Consider the following 20,017-nt stretch of genomic DNA (forward strand, 5'->3'; position numbering starts at 1 on the left):
TGGTGATCTAACGCCGGGCACCAGACATGATGGCCGGGTGACCACCGACATCCGCGTACTCGACGACGAAGACGACCTGATCGCCGCGGCCAACGTGTTCCGCGCCTCGATGGTGGGCCTGCCGCCGCTACCGGACCTGCCGCCCGGCCGGATCACCGAACTGCTCGAGCCCGGCCGCACCATCGGGGCGTTCGTCGACGGGGAGCTGGTCGGCACCGCCGACGCCGCGACGAGCGGCCTGACACTGCCCGGCGGGACGGTCGTGGGCCATGCCGCCGTGACGCACATCGGGGTGCTGCCGTCGGTCACGCGCAGGGGGATAGCCACCGACCTGGTCGGTCATCAGCTGCGCGACATCGCCGAGCGGGGCGAGGTCGTGGCCACGTTGCGCGCGTCCGAGGCCACGATCTACGAGCGGTTCGGCTACGGCGTGGCGAGCTCGTCGCAGAGCGTGGAGGTGGCGACCGCGCGGGCGGCGCTGCGCCCGGGCGTCGGGCGCGGCGGTCCGGTGCGGCTGCTCGACGGCGCCGCGGCCTGGGATGTGCTGCCGCGGATCTGCGCCGCGAACCGGCCGTCCCGGCCCGGAACCGTCGACCGCCCGGCGGTGTGGTGGCGAAGCGTGCGGTTGCGCACCGAATCATCCTCGACCCCTTGGTATGTCGCGGTGCACGGCGATCCTGGGCACGAAACGGGGTTCGTCCGCTACCGCCCCGTCGACACCGACAGGTGGTTCGTGAGCGAGCAGCGCACGATCGTGGTCGAGGACTTCTTCGCCCCCACCGAGGACGCCTACCTGGGGCTGCTGCGCTTCCTGCTGGGACTCGACCTGATCGACCGCGTGGTGTTCTGGTCGCTGCCCCTCGACGATCCGCTGCCGTGGTTGCTTGTTGATCGGCGGGCGATGCGGGTGTCCGCGGTGCATGACGAAACGTGGCTGCGCGTGGTCGACTCCGGCAAGGCGCTGTCGGCGCGCCGGTACTCCTGCGCCGGCGACGTCATCATCGCCGTCAACGATCTGGTCCTGCCGCACAATTCGGCCCATTTCGCCGTGAGCGCCGCGGGGGCCGAACGCACCGACCGGCGCGCCCGGTTGCACGTGGGCATCGAGGGGCTGGCCGCGGTGCTGCTCGGCGGTGCGACGTGGCACAGCCTCGCCGTGGCGGGGCTGGCCCGGGCCGACGACCCCGAGGCGGTCGCCGTGGCCGACCGGCTCTTCGAGGTGCCCGACGCCCCGTACGCCGGGTTCTTCTTCTAGCGACGGCGCACGGCGCGCGCGGCCGTGATCGTCGTCGGGTCGGCCACGACACTCCTTGCTCCCGGACCGTGCAGAAGCTGATTGAGCAGGCCCGGGCCTCCTGCGCGTCGCGCACCGGCGCACCGCTCTCGTAACTGGACCGGCGCGCTCGCGGAGGCCGCGCTGGGTGGCGGCCTGCCGGGCGAGCTCACCTCAGTGAGTAGCGGATCGGCAGGTGCTTGAGGCCACCGACGAACGTCGTGGCGATGAGCTCGGGCTCCCCGGCCAGCTCGATGGTCTTGACCCGCGGAATCAGTTCGGAGAAAAAGCTGTTCATCTCCATGCGGGCCAGCGCCGCACCCAGGCAGAAGTGCACGCCGTAGCCGAACGACAGGTGCTTGTTGGGATCCCGGCCGACGTCGAAGCGGAACGGGTCGGTGAACACGTCCTCGTCGCGGTTCGCCGAAACATAGGACAGCAGCACCGACTCGCCCTCGGCGATCGCGACCCCGCGCACCTCCGTGTCCGCCTGTGCGGTGCGCATGAACTCCTTGACCGGCACCACCCAGCGAATCATCTCCTCGACCGCGGTGCCCATCAGGCTCATGTCGTTCTGCAGCCGCGCCAGCTCGTCGGGATGCTCCAGCAGAGCCAGCAGCCCGCCGGCGATCCCGGCGCTGGTCGTGTCGTGCCCCGCGCTGGCCACGATCACGTAGTACGACGTGGTGTCCATGTCCGACAACGGTTCCCCGTTGACCGTGGCGTTGGCGATCGCCGAGGCCAGATCCTCGGTCGGATGCTCGCGACGCGACGCGGTCAGCGCCGCGAAGTAGTTGAAGAAGTCCAGCAGCACCGCCAGCATGTCCTCGGGGGTGCCACCACGCTGAAACTCCGTGTCCTCGCCCCCGAACATCTCCTGGGTGAGCTTGAGCATGCGCGGGAAGTCCGACTCCGGCAGGCCCAGCAGCGACAGGATCACATACAGCGGATAGTTGACCGCGACCTCCTGGACGAAGTCGCACTCCGGTCCCTTCTCGACCATCTTGTCGACGTAGATCCTGGCCAGCTCGTCCACGCGAATTTTCAAGGCCCGCATGGCCGCCGGGCGGAACCAGTCCGCCCCGACCTTGCGGATGTCCCGGTGATGCGGGTCGTCCATGTGGATCAGCGTGCGCAGGCCGATACCGGCCTCCCGATCCGCGCGCAGCCTCTCGTCGAGCGCGATGTTCATCAGCAACGGGCGCGGATCGTTGGTGAACAAGTCGTTCTGCCGTTCGATGTCCATGATGTCGGCGTGCTTGGTCACCGCCCAGAACGGCCGGTACCCCTCGACGTCGACCCAGGACACCGGGGCATGGACGCGCAGGTGGGCCAGCGCCTCGTGCAGCCGCTTTTCATCGGTATAGGCCGCGGGGTCGGTCAGCAGCCGCGCGGCATCGTCCATGATGCGGGTGCTCATAGGTGCTCCTTGGGTGCAGTTCGCCGTCGCACATGATCTAGAACGGATTCGTTCCTGATTATGGCGCGTCGCGGGCGTGCGTCAAGATGTCATTATGACTGCCGCGGGCCGCAACTACGGCGGGCTCACCCCCGAACAGCGTGCGCAGGACCGCCGCGGACGCCTGATCGAGGCCGCCCGCGCGCTCATCGGCGACGGCGGCGTGGCACCGCTGACCGTCGACCTCGTGTGCCGGCGCGCGGCCCTGAGCAAGCGGTATTTCTACACCGAATTCGCCACCAAGGACGACTTGCTCGACGCCTGCGCCGACGATCTGTTCGGGCGGCTGGTGGCCCGGATGGACGACGTGCTGACCACCGCCCCGCTCGCCGATCGCGTCGAGGGCACCCTGCGCGCCGTGCTGCGCACCCTGGCGTCGGACCGCGCGGACGCCCGGCTGTACATGGAGTGCCCGGGTTTTCCGCGGCTGCGCGAACACCAACAGCGTGCGGTGCGTGACTTCACCGACCGCATGGCGGCCGACGCCATCCCCTTCACCGGACGTCCGAAGCCGTCCGTCGACCGGAAGTTGGCGACGCGCGCGCTGGTCGCCGGGACCACCGACCTCATCGTCGCCTGGCTGCACGGCGACATCGACACCGACGAGGACACCCTCGTCGCCACCCTCGCCGCGGCGGCCAGTGGAGCGGCAACCACGATCTAGCCCACGCCAATCACCCGGTAGTGTAACAGTTCTCGCTAGGGACAAGGACGCGCCGGATAGGCGGGCGTGTCCTTGGAGCCGCGCAACGACACCACGATGAACCGGGGACGGTAGATGCTCACGTGGCGGTACAGGTCGCCGCCGGGTGACGCGTCGAGGCTGTTGACGTTGTAGGAGACGACGAGATCGGTTGATGTTGAGTACTCGGGATGAACGTGGGCGTTGTAGGTGTAGACATCGGCGTCGTGATAAGACCCCGAGCGGCCGCTCTCCGGGGTCACATACAGCGTGGTCGCGGGACCGAACGGCCCCGTCGGCGCAGGACCGAACCGGCCGACGATCCGGTCGCTGAATCCCTGGCCGCCCTGCATCGTGGTGAGCATGTAGACATCGGCGCGCAGCCTGTGGACGGAGAATTCGCCGCCGATGCCGTCGGTGACCCGCGACGAATCCGCCTCCACCGACGACCAGCCCCGACCGGTCCAATAGGAGAACCGGTGGCGCAGATCGCCTCCCGCGACGCGGGCCACGTGCAGGTACTTGCGGTCGCCGTCGGTCTCCACGCCGTAGACGTAGCTCCAGGTGCCGGCCGGCTGCACCCACTGGCCCCATTGGATACCGCGGGATCGCGGCAGCGGCGTCACCGACGGCGCCCGTAGCTCGCGGACGTCGAAGCGGGCCAGCGAGGATGCGATGAAGGCGAAGTCCAGCGGACCCGGGCCGGTGGGCCGCCACTCGGTGACCGGAACCTGCAGCGCCCCGTCGAGATACGTTGCGGCTCCCAGCCAGAACCAGTGGGAGGGATCGGCCGGTGCGATCACCGCCGCGGGGCGAGCGGCGGTCCCGCCGACGATGGTGGACCAGCGTCCCGCGGCGTCACGCACGACGAACGAATTGTGCACGAATGCCGCGTCGGGCGGTCGGACCGGTGCGGCGATGGGGCCGAGGAACGTGTCCGAGAAGGCGAAGAGTTCCCGCGCTCCGGGAAGCGGCGACGACCAGGTGGAATCCCCGCCGGTCCAGCCGGCACCGGAGTCCGCGTAGTGCGACAGCGCGGTGTCCAGGCACATCAGCGGCACCGCACCCGGCGCCGGGGAGGGCCGGGCCGGACCCACCACAACCGCGGTGATCAGCAGGACGACCAGCAGCCGGCCGGCCCGTCGCCCCGCCGCACGCATCACCGTCACACGATAAGCCCTGCCGGGCACCCGACCCCGAAAGCCCGAAAGCCCGAAAGCCCGAAAGCCGGGAATGGCGGGAATGGCGGGAATGGTAAGCCTTTCCTTCCCGCGCGGCCGGCTCGCCCAAAGTGCGCTGATTTAGGGACGTTTGGCCCTAGGGCCGCGCGCTCGCGGCTCGGAATACTGAGGCGCCTTGCCCAATGCTGGTCCTGTTAATCCTGTGGAGGAACTCGATGACCGCGGAAGCACCGCCCGTACCCGGACTGGAAGCCCGCCGGCCGTTTCCACCGCGGCTCGGCCCCAAGGGCAACCTCATCTACAAGCTCATCAGCACCACCGACCACAAGATGATCGGCATCATGTACATGGTCGCCTGCTTCGTCTTCTTTTTCATCGGCGGCCTGATGGCGTTGTTGATGCGCCTGGAACTGGCGGCGCCCGGGCTGCAGTTCCTGTCCAACGAGCAGTACAACCAGCTGTTCACCATGCACGGCACGGCCATGCTGTTGTTCTATGCGACCCCGATCGTCTTCGGGTTCGCCAACCTGGTGCTGCCGCTGCAGATCGGTGCGCCCGACGTGGCCTTCCCGCGGCTCAACGCGCTGTCGTTCTGGCTGTTCGTCTTTGGCGCGCTGATCGCGCTGGGCGGGTTCATCGTTCCCGGCGGTGCGGCCGATTTCGGTTGGACCGCCTACACGCCGCTGTCCCAGGCGGCGCACAGTCCGGGAGCGGGCGGGGACCTGTGGATCCTGGGGATCGGCGTCGGTGGCCTGGGAACGATTCTGGGTGCGGTCAACATGATCACGACCGTGGTGTGCATGCGCGCTCCGGGGATGACCATGTTCCGGTTGCCGATCTTCACCTGGAACATCCTGATCACCAGTGTGCTTGTGCTGGTGGTCTTCCCGCTGCTGACGGCCGCGCTGTTCGGGCTGGCCGCCGACCGCCGCCTCGGCGCGCACGTCTACGACCCCGCCCACGGCGGGGTGATCCTGTACCAGCACCTGTTCTGGTTCTTCGGGCATCCGGAGGTGTACGTCATCGCGCTGCCGTTCTTCGGCATCGCTTCCGAGATCATCCCGGTGTTCTCCCGCAAACCGATCTTCGGCTACACCACGCTGGTCTATGCGACGCTGTCGATCGCCGCGCTGTCGGTGGCGGTGTGGGCCCACCACATGTTCGCCACCGGCGCGGTGCTGCTGCCGTTCTTCTCGTTCATGACGTTTTTGATCGCCGTCCCGACCGGGATCAAGTTCTTCAACTGGATCGGCACGATGTGGAAGGGCCAGTTGACCTTCGAGACGCCGATGCTCTTCACGATCGGCTTCCTGGTCACCTTCCTGCTCGGCGGCCTGACGGGGGTGATGCTGGCCAGCCCGCCGCTCGACTTCCACGTCAGCGACACCTATTTCGTGGTGGCGCACTTCCACTACACACTGTTCGGGACGATCGTGTTCGCCACCTATGCCGGGATTTACTTCTGGTTCCCGAAGATGACGGGTCGCCTGCTCGACGAGCGGCTGGGCAAGTTGCATTTCTGGCTGACGCTGATCGGCTTCCACACCACTTTCCTGGTCCAGCACTGGCTGGGTAATTCGGGGATGCCGCGCCGCTATGCCGACTACCTGCCCACCGACGGGTGGCAGACGCTCAACTTCGTGTCGACCGCCGGGGCCTTCATCCTCGGGGTGTCGGTGCTGCCGTTCGTGTGGAACGTGTTCAAGAGTTGGCGCTACGGCGAACCGGTGACCGTCGACGACCCGTGGGGTTACGGCAACTCGCTGGAGTGGGCCACCAGCTGCCCGCCGCCGCGGCACAACTTCACCGAACTGCCCCGGATCCGCTCGGAGCGGCCGGCGTTCGAGTTGCACCACCCGCACATGGTGGAGCGGATGCGCGCCGAGTCCTACGTCGGCGGCGGCAAAGCGCACGCCAAGGCCGCGGACGCGGCTCGGGTGTCATCCGCGGTGAACTGACGGCTTTCGGTGTGAGCCCAGGGTGGCGATCCGGGCGATCTCGCCACCCCTGATTCTCGCTCGACGCCAGGGAGGCACACCCGCTCGGCGAGCCGCGGACCGGCCTATGCGGCGGGCACTTTGGTTGGGACGGCGACCGACCTGGGCGTGGTGTTGACGACGCTCAACCCGGCCAGCCGACGCCAGGAACGGATCGCGTGGCGGGTGACCTCCACGATCCGGGTGGCTTCGTCGTCCAGGTTGGCCAGCCGGTGGGCACGCAGCGCATTGCCGGCGACGGCATCCAGGGCGTCGGTGTCATTCGTGTCGACGAGCGACGTCGACTGGTACGCGGCGCGGACGGCATACTTTTCGGCGCTTGCCAACATCGTCGCGCTCACCTCCCGGGCGGCGCGGGCGGCGCCGTCCCAGGCCGCGATCGGGGGCGTCTCGCCGGGCACCAGGCTGCGGTGCAGTTCAGCGATGTCGGTGATGGCTTGTGCTGCAACGCCGTTGGCGTATCTGATGACGCCCCAGGGCGGGCTGGTCAGCAGTTTGACCACCCAGGTGTGGACGACACGGTCGGCGACGTCGGCGGTGCCCACCGTCAGCCGGCCCAGGTCGAGCACGAGGACGGCGTCGGCCGGGGACAGGTAGCCGTCGGGCCCGGCCAGCCAGTCGTTGCACAATTGGACGAAGGAGGCGAGCGGACGGGCCGACGTGGCCGGGAAGTCGGTGACCTGAGCGTCACCGTTGATGTACGAGATGACGTTCATGGCGCAGCCTTTGCCCGACCCCGGCTGGTGGGATCCCCGGGCCAGCCTCAGCGGGTGGGTGATGCAGTCAAGCTCCATCGGGTCGCCTCCCGGGGAGCATCCTATGGACGAGAGAGTCGTGCGGCGTTCCGACACGACGCTTTTCACGCCGGGGACGGATCGGGTTGACGGCCTCCGCCGGCATGGGCCACGATGGCCGAGAGGCCAACGGGACGGTCCGGGTGGACAGGAGAGCCGGGGTGGGAATGGCTGACATCACCATGTTGATCCTCGCCGACCACGCACGGTTCCGCGAGCAGTTCGCCCAGCTGGACCTCCTGCAGGCGCAGCCGGAGGTCGACGGCGCCGCGCTCGAGCGGGTCTGGCGTCCGCTCGCCGACCAACTCGACGTGCACGCCTATATCGAGGAGAAGATCTTCTACCCCCAGCTGCTGCAGCGGGGCGCCGACAACCCGGAAGGCGAGACGCTGGACGCGATCGGTGATCACAACGACATCCGGGACGCGGTGCGAGCCGCCGACGCGGCCGAGGTCGGATCTGCCGAATGGTGGGAGGCGGTCGGCAGCGCGCGCCGGGCCAACGATGAGCACATGGGCGAGGAGGAACGTGAAGGGCTGTCGGATTTCCGCCGCCACGCCCCGATCGGTCTTCGAGAGGCACTCGGGCGGCAATACCGCGAGTTCGTGGCCGAGCACCCCACGACCGAGGGGGTGCCGATCGTCGACCGCGACCCCGAAGGCTACGTCGCGGGCGTCCAGAATGCCGCGCGGCGGACCCGGCGGACCGACTATTCGCTCGGCATCGGCAGCCTGAAGGGCAAGTGAGCCGGGCGGCGGCCGACGGCCGGCCTCAGCTGGCGAAGATGTCGTCCCGCACCGTGCTCGGGTCCCGCACGGCGGCCCGTGGGCGCGCCGACGTGCGACGACGGCCACACGCCGCCGCCGAACTCGCAGGTTTGGGATCCGTGGGCGGGGGGGATTATCTCGGCATGATCACACGTCACATCGCTCGTTTTCTCGGTCCGGCCGCCGTCGCGGCAGCGGGCCTGGGCACCTCCGTCCTGACATCCGCCGTTCCGTTCGCCGCCGCCCAGGGCTGCCCGGACGTTCAAGTGGTGGCCGCCCGCGGCACCGGGGAGGAACCCGGCCCCGGCCCGACCGTGCAGGCCTTCATCGACGACCTGCGCCCCCGCCTGGCCGGCAAGTCCTTCGACGTCTACTCGGTCAACTACCCCGCCAGCGACCAGTGGGACACCGGCATCGACGGCGTCAGAGACGCCGGGGCACACGTGCTCTCCATGGCCCAGCAATGCCCCAACACCAAGATGGTGCTCAGCGGCTACTCCCAGGGCGCCGCCATCATGGGCTTCGTCACCTCCGCGCAGGTGCCCGACGGCATCGACCCGGCCACCGCGCCCAAACCCCTGAGCCCCGAGGTCGCCGACCACGTCTCCTCGGTCGTCCTGTTCGGCACACCCAACGAGCGCGCCATGAACTTTCTCGGCGAGCCGCCGCTGGCCATCGGCCCGCCGTATCAGGCCAAGACCATCAAGGTCTGCGTCCAAGACGACCCGGTGTGCTCCGACGGGCTCAACTTCGCCGCCCACAACACCTACACCGACGACGTCAGCATGATCGACAGGGGCGCCGCCTTCGCCGCCAGCCGCATCAACGGCACCCCCGACCCGCAGGGACCGGTCTCGGTGGCCGGCGCCACCGCCGGCGGCGGCTTCGGCAACTGACACCCAGCGGCCGCGCGCCCTCGGAATGACGGGTCCCCGTCCGCGTTGAGTAATGCGGGTGAAGCCGACAGCGAGGAGACGGCGTGAGAGTCATCGGCTTCGAGGAGCATTACAAGCTCCCGGCCATATCGGAGGAACACCGCAATCAGGGCAGCACCTCGGCGACCGACCTGCTCCGGGCGGCCGGCTACGGGGGCGCCGGCCCGCAGGGCGAGTGGCCGCCGGGCATCTATGACCTGGGTGCGGGCCGGATCGCGGCCATGGACGCCGCGGGCATCGACGTGCAGATCCTCTCGCACAGCGTCCCGGGACCCGAGACCCTGAAACCGTCGGCGGCGGCGGAGCTGGCCCGGCAGGCCAACGACGCCGTCGCCGCCGCGGTCGGCGAGCATCCCGACCGGTTCCGCGGCTTCGCCACGCTGCCGATGCGCGCCCCGGAGGCGGCCGCGGCCGAACTCGATCGCACCGTGCGCGAGCGCGGCTTCGTCGGGGCGTTGATCAACGGTCACGTCGACGGGCGCTACCTCGACGACCCGTTCTTCTGGCCGGTCTTCGAGTGCGCCGAAAACCTCGGCGTGCCAATCTATCTGCACCCCACCCTGCCGCCGCAGCCGGTGATCGATGCCTGTTACGGCGGCTTCGACCCGAAGATTTCGGCGCGGTTGTCGACGGCCGGTGTCGGCTGGCACATCGACACCGGCATCCATTGCCTGCGACTGATCCTGGGCGGGGTGTTCGACCGGTTCCCGACGCTGCAGGTCATCGTCGGCCACCACTTCGAAGCGCTGAGCTGGATGGGCTGGCGCGCCGACTACTCGTTCCCCGTCGAAGCCACCGGCCTCGAGCGCACGGTCAAGGAATACCTTCGGGAGAACTTCTACGGCGGCATCCTCGCCGGTGACTTCTACAGCCAGGACCCCGGTGCGACGGACCCCACGTGGAGCCTGTCCTTCAACGCCTATCAGGCCATGGTCAACGCCATCGGCATCGACCGCATCGTCTTCACGGCCGACTATCCCTACGGCAACATGAAGGCGTGCCGGCGGTTCCTCGACCAGATGCCCATCAGCCCCGCCGACAAGGAGAAGATCGCCCACCGCAACGCCGAGCGCCTGCTCGGGCTGTGAGCCGACGGCCGATGGCCCGGACGATCGGTGCCCGCCTGCAGCGCCGCGAGGATCCGCCGCTGGTGCGCGGGGCCGGCACCTACGTCGGGGACCTGCGCGTGCGCGGCTGCCTGGAGGCCGCGTTCGTCCGCAGCGACGTCGCCCACGGCGAGCTGCGCGCGGTGGACCTGGCGGCGGCCCGACGGCTGCCGGACGTGGCCGGCGCCTGGTCGCACGCCGACCTGCCGTCCCTGCCCGACACCCCACCGATGCTGGATCAGGAGTCCGTGCGCGGGCGCCCCTGGCCGGCCCTGGCCACCGGGCGGGTGCGCTACGTCGGCGAACCGCTGGCGATCGTCGTCGCCGCCGACCGCTACCTGGCCGAGGACGCTCGGGACGCCGCGCGGGTCGACATCGCGCCGCTGCCGGTCCTGCTCGACCCGGCCGAGGCCGCGGGCAGCGCGGTGCGGCTGTTCCCCGGCTCCGACAACGTGGCGCTGCAGCGGGACTTCGGCGAGCCGATCGAGGAGTCGGTGTGGCGCGACGCGGCCGTGGTGGTCGAGGCCGGCTACCGCCAGCAGTTGCTCGCCCACACCTACCTGGAGGCCAGGGCGATCCTGGTGGACCCCCGCCCCGACGGCGCAATGACGGTCTGGGCGTCGCACCAGGCGCCCCACCGGCTGCGCGCCGACCTGGCCGGCGCGTTCGGGCTGCGGCCCGACCAGGTCCGCGTCATCGTGCCCGACGTGGGCGGGGCTTTCGGCGGGAAAAGCCAGACCTGGCCCGAGTACCTGGCGGTGGCGGCGGCCGCGCGGCGGCTGGGCCGGCCGGTGCGGTGGTCGGAAGACCGCGCCGAGGCCCTGACCGGTCCCCCGCACGGGCGCGGCCAGAACCAGCGGGTCCGCATGGCCGCCGACGCCGACGGCCGCATCCTGGCCTATGAGCTGCACATCGACGCCGACGTGGGCGCCTACCCGCACACCGGCGCGATCGTGCCGATGATCTCGGCGATGATCGCCACCGGCGCCTATGCGATCCCCCGCGTGCACGTGCGCGCCCGCTCGGTCGTCACCAACACCGCGCCGACCGCCCCGTACCGGGGCGCCGGCAGACCGGAGGCCGCGTCGGCGATCGAGCGGACCGTCGAGCTGCTGGCCCGGCGACTCGGCATGGATCCGGCCGACCTGCGGCGGCGCAATTTCATTGCGCCACAGGACTTTCCCTACGCGACCCCGACCGGATTCACCTACGACAGCGGTGACTACGCGGGCGCCCTGGACGCCGCGCTGCGCGACCTGGACTACGACGGCTGGCGGGCCGAACAGGCCCACCGCCGCCACACCGGTGGGCCCCCGATTGGCATCGGACTGTGCACCTATGTCGAACGCTCCGGCGTCGGTGCGGAATTCGGCGCCGTCGAGGCGTGCCCGGACGGCACCTTCGTGGCGCTGTCGGGGTGCTGCTCCACCGGCCAGGGCCACGAGACGTCGTTCCCGCAGGTCGTCGCCGCCGTGCTGGACGTGGACGTCGACCGGGTGCGGCTGGTCGAACGCGACACCGCCGTGGTCCCGCACGGCACCGGGTCGTTCGCCAGCCGGTCGATGCAGATCGGTGGCGCCGCGCTGTACCGGGCGGCCGGTGATCTCATCGAAACCGCCCGGCAGCGGGCGGCCGCGACGTGGGCCCTGCCCGTCGATGATGTCGGCTACCGCGGCGGCGAGCTGGTCGCCGGGGACAGACGGATGACGCTGGGCGAGCTGGCCGGGGCGGGACAGCTGCGCGCGGACGTGACCGCCGCGCCGCCGGAGGCGTTCCCGTTCGGCGCCTACGGCGCGGTGGTGGAGGTCGACCCGGAGCTGGGCGACGTCACGGTGCTGCGGATCGTCGCGGTCGACGACTGCGGCGTCGCGGTCAACCCGATGATCGTCGACGGCCAGGGCTACGGCTCGGCCGTGCAGGGCCTCGGTCAGGCGCTCTACGAGCACGTGCGCTACGCGCCCGACGGGACTCCCGCCGCGCGCAGCCTGCTCGACTACCTCATCCCCACGGTGTCGGAGCTGCCGTCACTGCACTTCGCGGCGACGTGCACCCCGAACCCGAACACGCCGCTGGGCGCCAAGGGCGCCGGCGAGGCCGGGTGCATCGGGGCGCCCCCGGCGATCGTCAACGCCGTCGCCGACACGCTCGACCTCGACGACCGGTCGGCGCTGCAGATGCCGCTGACCCCGTACACCTGCTGGAGCGCCGCCCGGTGAAGCCCGCGCAGTTCGACTACGTCGCCGCGCAGAGCCCGGACGACGTCGTGGCCGCGCTCGCCGACGGCACGACCCACGTGCTGGCGGGCGGCCAGAGCCTGGTGCTCGAGATGAACTTCCGCAGCGTGCGACCGCGGCGGCTGGTCGACATCAACGGCGTCGCCGGCTTCGGCGACATCGCCCTGGACCCTGCCGTCCTTCGGGTCGGCCCGCTGGTCCGGCACCGCGCCTTCGAGTCCGACGCGGTCCCCGGCCCGCTGGGCGTGCTGTTGAGACGGGTCGCCCACCACATCGCGCACCCGCCCATCCGCGCCCGCGGCACCATGGCGGGCAGCCTCGCCTACGCCCACCCGGCCGCCGAATGGCCCGCGCTGGCCGCCGCACTGGACGCGGAGATCGAGCTGCGCGGCCCGGGCGGGAGTCGCGTCGTGCGGGCGGGCGAATTCTTCACCGGCCCGTTCCGCACCGCCCGGCGCCCCGACGAACTGCTCGCCGAGGTGCGCCTGCCGCTGCTGCCGGCCGGCACCGCCGTGGGCTTCGTCGAACACCGCCGGACCCGCGCCAGCTTCGCCCAGCTCGCGGCGCTGGCCGCGGTCACCGTCGCCGACGGCCGGGTCGTGGCCGCGTCGGTGGGGTTGGTCAACGCGGCCGACCGCCCGGTGCGCGCGACGGCCGCCGAGGCGGCGCTGATCGGCCGGGCGCTCGACGACGACGCCATCGCCGAGGCCGCCCGGGCCGCCGCCCGGGACGACGCCGACCCAGGCCCCCAGCCCTACGCCGACATCGCCTACCAGCGTCACGCCGTGGCCGTGCTCACCCGGCGCGCGCTCACCCAGGCCCGGGACGGGGCATGACGGCATGCGAATAACGTTGCGGGTCAACGGGATCGACTACGAGATCGAGGTGCCGCCGCGCCGGACGCTGGCCGATGCGCTGCGGGAGGAGTGCGGACTGACCGGGACCCACCTCGGCTGCGAACACGGCGCCTGCGGGGCCTGCACGGTGTTGGTGGACGGCGACGCGGTGCGCTCGTGCCTGATGTTCGCCGTTCAGTGCGACGGCCGGGCGGTCCGCACCGTGGAGGGCCTCGCCGCGCCCGACGGCTCCGACCACCCGCTGCAGGCGGCGTTCTCGGCCGAACACGCGCTGCAGTGCGGCTTTTGCACCCCGGGCTTTCTGATGCTGGCCGCGGGCGCGCTGGAAAACGACCCGGGCATCGCCGAGGACCCGGAGCGGCTGCGGGAGTTGCTCACCTCCAACCTGTGCCGCTGCACCGGCTACGAGGCGATCCGGCGTGCCGTCGTCAGGGCCGCCCGCGCGGGCGGCGCGCTCCCCTGAGCCGATGGACGCCCGGCCGGTGCCGGTCAGCCCTTGGCGAGGGTGAACTGCGCGACGTCCGTGTAGCCCTCGCGGAACAGGTCGGCGCAACCGCTCAGGTACTTCATGTACCGGTCGTAGACCTCCTGGGACTGGATCGCGATGGCCTCGTCGCGGTGCGACTCGAGCGCGCCCGCCCACGTGTCCAGGGTGCGGGCGTAGTGCAGACGCAGCTGTTGGACCCGCTTGACGGCGAAGCCGGCGGCCTGCGCGTGGTCCACGACGGCCTTGGCGTTGGGCAGGTCCCCGCCCGGGAAGATCTCGTCCATGATGAACTTCATGAACCGGATCTTGGTCATGGTGATGGGCAGTCCGCGCTCGGCGAACTCCTCGTCGCTGGGCTTGATGATGGTGTGCAGCAGCATCACCCCGTCGGCGGGCAACGCCTCGTAGGCCATCGTGAAGAAGTCGGTGTAGCGGTCCCGCCCGAAGTGTTCGAAGGCCCCGATCGACACGATCCGGTCCACCTTGTCGTCGAACTGCTCCCAGCCCTGCAGGAGCACCCGCTTGCCGCGCGTGGAGGGATGCTGATCGAGGCGCCGTTGCACGTGGGCCTGCTGGTTGCGGCTCAGCGTCAGGCCGATCACGTTGACGTCGTAGCGCTCGAGCGCGCGGATGATCGTGGTGCCCCAGCCGCAGCCCACGTCGAGCAGCGTCATGCCCGGCTGCAGCCCCAGCTTGCCCAGCGACAGGTCGATCTTGGCGAGCTGCGCCTCTTCCAGGGTCATGTCGTCGCGCTGGAAGTAGGCGCAACTGTAGGTCTGGGTCGGATCCAGGAACAAGCGGTAGAACTCGTCGGAGAGGTCGTAGTGGGCCTGTACGTCCTCGAAATGCGGTTCCAAGCTGGCGGTTTCGCTACGTTCTTCGGGCAAGTCACAACCTCGGGATTCGTGTCGGGTACGGCGGCGCGCGGCCGAAGCCGACCGACGCGCTGCCGTGCTAGTCTATCGGGCCTGTTCGCCCGGGGCCTCCGGGCCGCGACGGGGCGGCCGCGTGTCACCCCGGTCTCGAATGCGAAACAGTCGCGCGCGACGTTTTCTTGTCGGCGCGCAAGGGGAACGTCTATCGGCGGCCCATGCTGATCCCCGATCCAGGAGCAGACTTCCTCATGCCCGAAGCGATCCAGCTCGAACCGGTCACCCACGTCGCCGTCAATGTCGCCTGGGTGGCCGGCGCCGTCGCGGTCGCCTACGGCGCCGGGATGGCGCTGTCGTGGCTGTTGCAGCGCATCGAGGGCCGCAGCGTCGTCGTCGACGACTTCGAGGAGCTGACGCGGGGTCCGGTCCGGGCGACCCTGATGGTGATCGCGGCCAAAACCGCCGTGCACCACACCTCGGATCCGTCCTCGGTGTGGCGCGACGGGGTCGACCACCTGCTGGTCATCGCCCTGATGGCGACCAACACCTGGCTGTTCGCCAGCCTGATCCTGGTCGCCGAGCGACGCGCGATCGCCCGCTTCGCCGGCGGCGGCGAGGCGATGACCGACGCCGACCGGCACCGGCGCAGGGTCCGGACCCAGATCACCGTGCTGCGACGGCTGGTTGTCGCCCTCGTCGTGGTGTTCGGCCTGGCGTCGGTGCTGACGACCTTCCCGGCCTTCAGCAACATCGGCAAGACGCTGTTCGCCTCGGCCGGCGTGTTGTCCGTGGTGGCCGGCCTGGCCGCACAGACGTCGCTGGGGGCGGCGTTCGCCGGGATCCAGATCTCCTTCTCCGATGCCATCCGCGTGGGCGACGTCGTGGTGGTCGAAGGCGAGTGGGGCCGCATCGAGGAGATCACGCTGACCTACGTCGTGGTGCACATCTGGGACGAGCGGCGCCTCGTGCTGCCGTGCACCTACTTCATCAAGACGCCGTTCCAGAACTGGACCCGCAACGCCACCGCGCTGCTGGGCACCGTCGCGCTCGACGTCGATTTCACCGTGCCGCTGGACGCGATGCGCGCCGAGTTGGACCGGCTGCTCAAATCCAGCAAGCTCTGGGACGGACGCGCGAACGTGCTGCAGGTCACCGATGCCGTCGGTGGCTATGTGCGGGTACAGATCCTGGTCAGTGCCCCCAACGCCGGTTCCCTGTCCGACCTGCGCTGCGACGTGCGCGAAGGCATCGTCACGTGGCTGCAGCGCGCCCAGCCGGGAGCGCTGCTGCGCCACCGCCTCGAGCACGCGGCCACCGCGGACGACGACACCGTCCGCCCCCACGTCGGAGCCGGGGAGCCGCGCGCGGACGCCGGCCTGTTCAGCGGCAGTCCCGGGGCCGAGGAACGCGGCCGCGCCTTCGACGGACCGGACGGCGACGACGCCGACGACGGGGAGACGGCCGACGGCCGGGAGTTCGCGCCCGCCCGCTCGCGCGGCGAGTGAGGCCGCGGCCCGCCGCGGTTGGCAGCTGACCGTTGCGGGTATGCCCCGCCCGACCCGGCTACGGGGTGCGGACTTCTGTGGGGGAAGAGCGATGATCGGCTGGCTGGACGGGCTGCAGCGGCGGAACCGGGCCGTCGGGCTGATCGTCGCCGTCATCTACAAATACGCCGACGACCAGGGCGGGTACCTGGCCGCGCTGATCGCCTACTACGGGTTCGTCTCGCTGTTCCCGCTGCTGCTGCTGCTGACCACCGGCCTGGGCGTGGTGCTGGCCGGGCGGCCCGACCTGCAGGACCAGATCCTGCACAGCACGCTGAGCCAGTTCCCGGTGATCGGCAGCCAGTTGCACCAACCCCAGGGCCTCAGCGGCGGCGTTGCCGCCGTGGTCATCGGAATCCTGGGCGCCCTCTACGGCGGTCTGGGCGTCGGCCAGGCGGTTCAGAACGCGATGGACTCGATCTGGGCCGTCCCGAGGGACCGACGCCCCAACCCGATCCGCTCGCGGCTGCGCAGCCTGCTGTTGCTGTTGATGCTCGGCTCGGCGGCCATCGCCGCGACCCTGTTGTCCGCGGTCGGCCAGGTGACCGGGTCCCTGGGGGTGTTCGGCAAGATCGTCGCCGGGGTGGCGGCGGTGGCGATCAACGCGTTCATCTGCCTGGTGGCCTACCGGGTGACGACCGCGCGCGACCTCACCTACCGCCAGGTCCTGCCCGGAGCGCTGGCGGCCGCGTTCGTCTGGCAGGTGCTGCAGTCGTTCGGGGCCGGCTTCGTCGGACATACCGTGAAGAAGGCCAGTGCGATCAACAGCGTCTTCGCCCTGGTGCTGGGCTTGCTGGGCTTCCTGCTTCTGGTGTCGGTGACGTTGGTGCTCTGCGCCGAGATCAACGTCGTCCTGGTGGAGCGATTGCATCCGCGGGCTCTGCTGAGCCCGTTCACCGACGATGCGGACCTGACCACCGCCGACCGCAGGGTCTACGCCAAAAAAGTGCGGGCCGAACGGATCAAAGGCTCTCAGCGCATCAGCGTCAGGTTCCCAGACCTCGACGACAAGCCCACCCGAGTGCGCTGACGGCAGCCGGTCCGCCGAAACCGTCTGCGGCAGAACGCCTTCGGCGAGCCGGTATCCGAACGCGACTAGCATGCGCTGCAGACCCGGTGCGATCATCGTCGCGATGCACGAGTTACTGGCCGCGACCCCGAGCCGGCTCAAGTTCGTCTCGCCCCACGACGTGCGGTCAACGACGTGGTGCTGGCGATGTCGTCCGGCGCGCTGCGCGCTTATCTCCTCGATGCGGAGGCCCTGCCGAGCATCCCGCTCACCGCGATGGTGCCGGTCAATCTGCGCAAGGAGGACACCAAGGAGGTGTTCGGTCAGCTGCCCCGGGTGCAACAGCTGGCACTGTCGGCCTTCAACATCGGCGGGCTCGTCCTCGGGCGGCTCCCCGGATATCTCTCGAATGCCGCGCCGCCGTTCAACATCGTCATCTCCAACGTCTCGGCCGGCCGCTCCGGGCCGCTGCACTGGCGCGGTGCGCGCCTGGACGGCAACTATCCGCTGTCGATCGCCCTCGACGGTCAGGCGATGAACATCACCGTGACCAACAACGCGAACAACCTCGACTTCGGCCTGGTCGGCTGCCGCAGCAGCGTCCCGCACCTACAGCGGCTGCTGGGCCACCTGGAGACGGCGCTGAAGGATCTGGAACGCGCCGTCGGCGCGTAGGACGCGCGCGAAAACCGGTCAGGGCGCCCGCACGGCCGAACGGGACACGCCGCCCGACGGCGCCGCGCGGGTGGGCCCGGTGGGCTGCCGTGGGGAACGTCCATCCAGGTACGTGACGTACCCAATTCTGGCCGGGGCGCTAACCTTGCAGGTCTCGGTTCGGCCACAGCTGGGTACAGCTTCAAGGTCCGGCCGCCGCACCACCAGACACCGAAGGTTGCCATGGAGTTCCGCGTTTTCGTCGAGCCGCAGCAGGGTGCCCGATACTCCGACCAGCTCGCCGTCGCCCGCGCCGCCGAACAATTCGGCTTCGCGGCGTTCTTTCGCTCCGACCACTACGTGGCGATGAGCGGCGACGGCCTGCCCGGGCCGACCGATTCCTGGGTAACGCTCGGCGGCATCGCGCGTGAGACGTCGCGCATCCGACTGGGCACTCTGGTGAGTTCCGCAACGTTCCGCTACCCGGGTCCGCTGGCCATCGCGGTGGCCCAGGTCGACGAGATGAGCGGCGGGCGCGTCGAACTGGGCCTGGGCAGCGGCTGGTTCGAGAAGGAGCACCACGCCTACGGGATCCCGTTCCCGCCGCTGCGGGAGCGCTTCGACCGGCTCGCCGAACAGCTGGCGATCATCACCGGGTTGTGGACGACGGAACCGGGCGCGACGTTCGACTACCCCGGCGACTATTACCCGATCGCCGGGTCACCCGCGCTGCCCAAGCCGGTCCAGCGTCCGCACCCACCGATCGTGATCGGCGGCCTCGGCGCCAACCGCACCCCGCAACTGGCCGCGCAGTATGCGGCCGAGTTCAACGTGCCGTTCCAGCCGCTGGACGCCGTGCGAACGCAGTACCGGCGGGTGTCCGAGGCGGTCGCCGCGGCGGGCCGGCCGGCCGACTCGATCGTCTACTCGAGCGCGTTCGTGCTCTGCGCGGGCCGCGACGACGCCGAGGTCGCGCGGCGCGCCGCCGCGATCGGCCGCGACGTCGACGAGTTGCGCTCCAACAGCCCGCTGGTCGGCACGCCCGGCGAGATCGTCGAGAAGCTGGGGGCGTGGCACGGCCTCGGCATGCAGCGCGTCTACACCCAGCTGCTCGACCTGTCCGACCTGGAGCACCTGGAGTTGCTGGCGGGCGAGGTCATCCCCCGGCTGCGCTGACGTCGGGCCGCCCGCCGCCGTTCGCCCTCACGCGTCGCCCGTCGCCTCGGCGCGCTCCTCCTGCAGCCGGTCCTTGCTGCGCAGCAGCCGCAGCAGCGTCACGAAGCCCAGCCCGCCCACGACGTTGGCGACCACGGTGTAGCTGAACCAGCGCAGCCAGTCGAGGTAGCCGAACGGCGCCTGCTCGGTGTCGAGCGCGCCGAAGATCAGCAGGGAGTCCAGGATCGAGTGGAACAGCTGCAGCCCGGCGAGCAGGAACGCCCCGGCGACGGCCGCGGCTATCCGCCCGGGGACCGAGTCGGTGCCATGCTGCATCCGGGTCATCAGCGTGATCGTCATGCCGCCGAGCAGCGCCAGCGACAGGGTCTGCGCCGAGGCCGGCGCGGTGGCGAAGTGGGCGGCCGATTCGATGGTCTGCGCGCGGAGCTGGGGGAAGCCCGTCATGATCAGCCACATGATGACCCAGCCGCCGACGAGGTTGGCCAACAGCGTGCCGCCCCAGAGTCTGGCCAGCTGCTGCGGGCTGGCGCGCTTGGCGGCCACGGTGACCACGGGGATGATGAAGCCCTCGGTGAACAGTTCGCTGCGGCCCAGCAGCAGGGCCAAAAAGCCGATCGAGAACGCCAGACCCGCCACCAGCGGGCGGTGGGTGACGTTGAGCACCGAGAGGTAGGCGAGGATGCCCAGCGCCACCTCGGTGCCGCCGAAGAACCCGGTGACCAGAACCCCGCGCCAGGTGCGGTGCAGGCGTTGGGTGCCCTCGCTCAGCATCCTGGTGAAGGCGTCCTCGAGTTCGTCCTCGATCGGGCTGTCGTGTTCACCGAGCTGGCGTTGGGTCGGCTCAGGCATGGCGGAGTTCCTCCCGGGTAGACCACGGCGAACCGCTCCTGTACCCGTTATGTGCTGGTGGGACCACATGCCCGCGCTGTGAGGCGTCCGACAGGGGCGCGGCGGGTGGGTCCGCGTCGCCGATGGCGCGGTCGGCGGCGA

Annotated in this window: 17 protein-coding genes and 1 pseudogene; 13 read left to right on the forward strand and 5 right to left on the reverse strand. The window is 70.3% G+C overall.

Annotation, left to right across the window (positions count from 1 at the left end; translation table 11 throughout):
- The first annotated feature begins 37 nt into the window (after positions 1 to 37).
- Positions 38 to 1,255, forward strand: coding sequence for a GNAT family N-acetyltransferase (locus FPZ47_RS07660; RefSeq protein ID WP_144953982.1), 1,218 nt, complete (start codon positions 38 to 40; stop codon positions 1,253 to 1,255).
- A gap of 187 nt (positions 1,256 to 1,442) precedes the next feature.
- Here the strand turns inward: FPZ47_RS07660 and FPZ47_RS07665 are convergent, their stop codons facing one another.
- Positions 1,443 to 2,693, reverse strand: a complete 1,251-nt coding sequence (locus FPZ47_RS07665; RefSeq protein WP_144953985.1) for a cytochrome P450 — start codon at positions 2,691 to 2,693, stop codon at positions 1,443 to 1,445.
- 94 nt (positions 2,694 to 2,787) lie between these two features.
- On the opposite strand from FPZ47_RS07665, the gene FPZ47_RS07670 reads away from it, so the two are divergent.
- Positions 2,788 to 3,396, forward strand: a complete 609-nt coding sequence (locus FPZ47_RS07670; protein ID WP_144953988.1) for a TetR/AcrR family transcriptional regulator — start codon at positions 2,788 to 2,790, stop codon at positions 3,394 to 3,396.
- 35 nt (positions 3,397 to 3,431) lie between these two features.
- Here FPZ47_RS07670 and FPZ47_RS07675 read toward each other — a convergent pair whose 3' ends face one another.
- Positions 3,432 to 4,574 carry a DUF4185 domain-containing protein gene (locus FPZ47_RS07675; RefSeq protein WP_246133485.1) on the reverse strand — a complete coding sequence of 381 codons (1,143 nt, stop codon included), beginning with the start codon at positions 4,572 to 4,574 and terminating at the stop codon, positions 3,432 to 3,434.
- 236 nt (positions 4,575 to 4,810) lie between these two features.
- On the opposite strand from FPZ47_RS07675, the gene ctaD reads away from it, so the two are divergent.
- Positions 4,811 to 6,553 (forward strand): aa3-type cytochrome oxidase subunit I, encoded by a 1,743-nt coding sequence (gene ctaD, locus FPZ47_RS07680; RefSeq protein ID WP_144953994.1) that lies wholly within the window; start codon positions 4,811 to 4,813, stop codon positions 6,551 to 6,553.
- Between the two features lie 104 nt (positions 6,554 to 6,657).
- On the opposite strand, the gene FPZ47_RS07685 is transcribed toward ctaD, so the two are convergent.
- Positions 6,658 to 7,386, reverse strand: coding sequence for a hypothetical protein (locus FPZ47_RS07685; protein ID WP_144953997.1), 729 nt, complete (start codon positions 7,384 to 7,386; stop codon positions 6,658 to 6,660).
- Between the two features lie 167 nt (positions 7,387 to 7,553).
- On the opposite strand from FPZ47_RS07685, the gene FPZ47_RS07690 reads away from it, so the two are divergent.
- The 6 genes from FPZ47_RS07690 (at position 7,554) to FPZ47_RS07715 (ending at position 13,748) form a co-directional block, all read left to right on the forward strand.
- The gene (locus FPZ47_RS07690) at positions 7,554 to 8,132 is read left to right on the forward strand and encodes a hemerythrin domain-containing protein (RefSeq protein ID WP_144954006.1); all 579 of its coding nucleotides are present in this window, start codon (positions 7,554 to 7,556) and stop codon (positions 8,130 to 8,132) included.
- Positions 8,133 to 8,296: 164 nt separating this feature from the next.
- Positions 8,297 to 9,049 (forward strand): cutinase family protein, encoded by a 753-nt coding sequence (locus FPZ47_RS07695; RefSeq protein WP_145039386.1) that lies wholly within the window; start codon positions 8,297 to 8,299, stop codon positions 9,047 to 9,049.
- Between the two features lie 83 nt (positions 9,050 to 9,132).
- Positions 9,133 to 10,176 (forward strand): amidohydrolase family protein, encoded by a 1,044-nt coding sequence (locus FPZ47_RS07700; RefSeq protein ID WP_144953213.1) that lies wholly within the window; start codon positions 9,133 to 9,135, stop codon positions 10,174 to 10,176.
- An 11-nt stretch (positions 10,177 to 10,187) separates the two neighbouring features.
- Entirely contained in the window at positions 10,188 to 12,410 is a 2,223-nt protein-coding gene (locus FPZ47_RS07705; RefSeq protein WP_144953216.1) for a xanthine dehydrogenase family protein molybdopterin-binding subunit, read from the forward strand.
- Entirely contained in the window at positions 12,407 to 13,264 is an 858-nt protein-coding gene (locus FPZ47_RS07710; protein ID WP_144953219.1) for an FAD binding domain-containing protein, read from the forward strand. Before FPZ47_RS07705 ends, FPZ47_RS07710 begins: the two co-directional genes overlap by 4 nt.
- Before the next feature lie 4 nt (positions 13,265 to 13,268).
- Complete coding sequence (locus FPZ47_RS07715; protein WP_144953222.1) at positions 13,269 to 13,748, forward strand: (2Fe-2S)-binding protein; 480 nt, start codon at positions 13,269 to 13,271, stop codon at positions 13,746 to 13,748.
- A gap of 26 nt (positions 13,749 to 13,774) precedes the next feature.
- Here the strand turns inward: FPZ47_RS07715 and FPZ47_RS07720 are convergent, their stop codons facing one another.
- Positions 13,775 to 14,659: a cyclopropane mycolic acid synthase family methyltransferase gene (locus FPZ47_RS07720; RefSeq protein ID WP_144953225.1), complete on the reverse strand. Its 885-nt coding sequence runs from the start codon at positions 14,657 to 14,659 to the stop codon at positions 13,775 to 13,777.
- 236 nt (positions 14,660 to 14,895) lie between these two features.
- Here FPZ47_RS07720 and FPZ47_RS07725 point away from each other — a divergent pair, with 236 nt between their 5' ends.
- The 4 genes and pseudogenes from FPZ47_RS07725 (at position 14,896) to FPZ47_RS07740 (ending at position 19,027) form a co-directional block, all read left to right on the forward strand.
- Positions 14,896 to 16,149 (forward strand): mechanosensitive ion channel family protein, encoded by a 1,254-nt coding sequence (locus FPZ47_RS07725; RefSeq protein ID WP_144953228.1) that lies wholly within the window; start codon positions 14,896 to 14,898, stop codon positions 16,147 to 16,149.
- Positions 16,150 to 16,240: 91 nt separating this feature from the next.
- Positions 16,241 to 17,218: a YihY/virulence factor BrkB family protein gene (locus FPZ47_RS07730; protein WP_144953230.1), complete on the forward strand. Its 978-nt coding sequence runs from the start codon at positions 16,241 to 16,243 to the stop codon at positions 17,216 to 17,218.
- A 141-nt stretch (positions 17,219 to 17,359) separates the two neighbouring features.
- A pseudogene (locus FPZ47_RS07735) lies at positions 17,360 to 17,872 on the forward strand (WS/DGAT domain-containing protein); the annotation flags it as partial.
- 222 nt (positions 17,873 to 18,094) lie between these two features.
- Complete coding sequence (locus FPZ47_RS07740) at positions 18,095 to 19,027, forward strand: LLM class F420-dependent oxidoreductase (protein WP_144953233.1); 933 nt, start codon at positions 18,095 to 18,097, stop codon at positions 19,025 to 19,027.
- A gap of 27 nt (positions 19,028 to 19,054) precedes the next feature.
- Here the strand turns inward: FPZ47_RS07740 and FPZ47_RS07745 are convergent, their stop codons facing one another.
- Complete coding sequence (locus tag FPZ47_RS07745; protein ID WP_144953236.1) at positions 19,055 to 19,876, reverse strand: formate/nitrite transporter family protein; 822 nt, start codon at positions 19,874 to 19,876, stop codon at positions 19,055 to 19,057.
- Between the last annotated feature and the right edge of the window lie 141 nt (positions 19,877 to 20,017).

Source organism: Mycobacterium helveticum (genome assembly GCF_007714205.1).
GTDB lineage: Bacteria > Actinomycetota > Actinomycetes > Mycobacteriales > Mycobacteriaceae > Mycobacterium > Mycobacterium helveticum.

Bases quoted from the DNA above. Each gene is read 5' to 3' on its own strand.
- FPZ47_RS07665 (WP_144953985.1), bottom strand. From the start codon at position 2,693: ATGAGCACCCGCATCATGGACGATGCCGCGCGGCTGCTGACCGACCCC.
- FPZ47_RS07670 (WP_144953988.1), top strand. From the start codon at position 2,788: ATGACTGCCGCGGGCCGCAACTACGGCGGGCTCACCCCCGAACAGCGT.
- FPZ47_RS07675 (WP_246133485.1), bottom strand. From the start codon at position 4,574: ATGCGTGCGGCGGGGCGACGGGCCGGCCGGCTGCTGGTCGTCCTGCTG.
- ctaD (WP_144953994.1), top strand. From the start codon at position 4,811: ATGACCGCGGAAGCACCGCCCGTACCCGGACTGGAAGCCCGCCGGCCG.
- FPZ47_RS07685 (WP_144953997.1), bottom strand. From the start codon at position 7,386: ATGGAGCTTGACTGCATCACCCACCCGCTGAGGCTGGCCCGGGGATCC.
- FPZ47_RS07690 (WP_144954006.1), top strand. From the start codon at position 7,554: ATGGCTGACATCACCATGTTGATCCTCGCCGACCACGCACGGTTCCGC.
- FPZ47_RS07695 (WP_145039386.1), top strand. From the start codon at position 8,297: ATGATCACACGTCACATCGCTCGTTTTCTCGGTCCGGCCGCCGTCGCG.
- FPZ47_RS07705 (WP_144953216.1), top strand. From the start codon at position 10,188: ATGGCCCGGACGATCGGTGCCCGCCTGCAGCGCCGCGAGGATCCGCCG.
- FPZ47_RS07715 (WP_144953222.1), top strand. From the start codon at position 13,269: ATGCGAATAACGTTGCGGGTCAACGGGATCGACTACGAGATCGAGGTG.
- FPZ47_RS07725 (WP_144953228.1), top strand. From the start codon at position 14,896: ATGCCCGAAGCGATCCAGCTCGAACCGGTCACCCACGTCGCCGTCAAT.
- FPZ47_RS07730 (WP_144953230.1), top strand. From the start codon at position 16,241: ATGATCGGCTGGCTGGACGGGCTGCAGCGGCGGAACCGGGCCGTCGGG.
- FPZ47_RS07740 (WP_144953233.1), top strand. From the start codon at position 18,095: ATGGAGTTCCGCGTTTTCGTCGAGCCGCAGCAGGGTGCCCGATACTCC.
- FPZ47_RS07745 (WP_144953236.1), bottom strand. From the start codon at position 19,876: ATGCCTGAGCCGACCCAACGCCAGCTCGGTGAACACGACAGCCCGATC.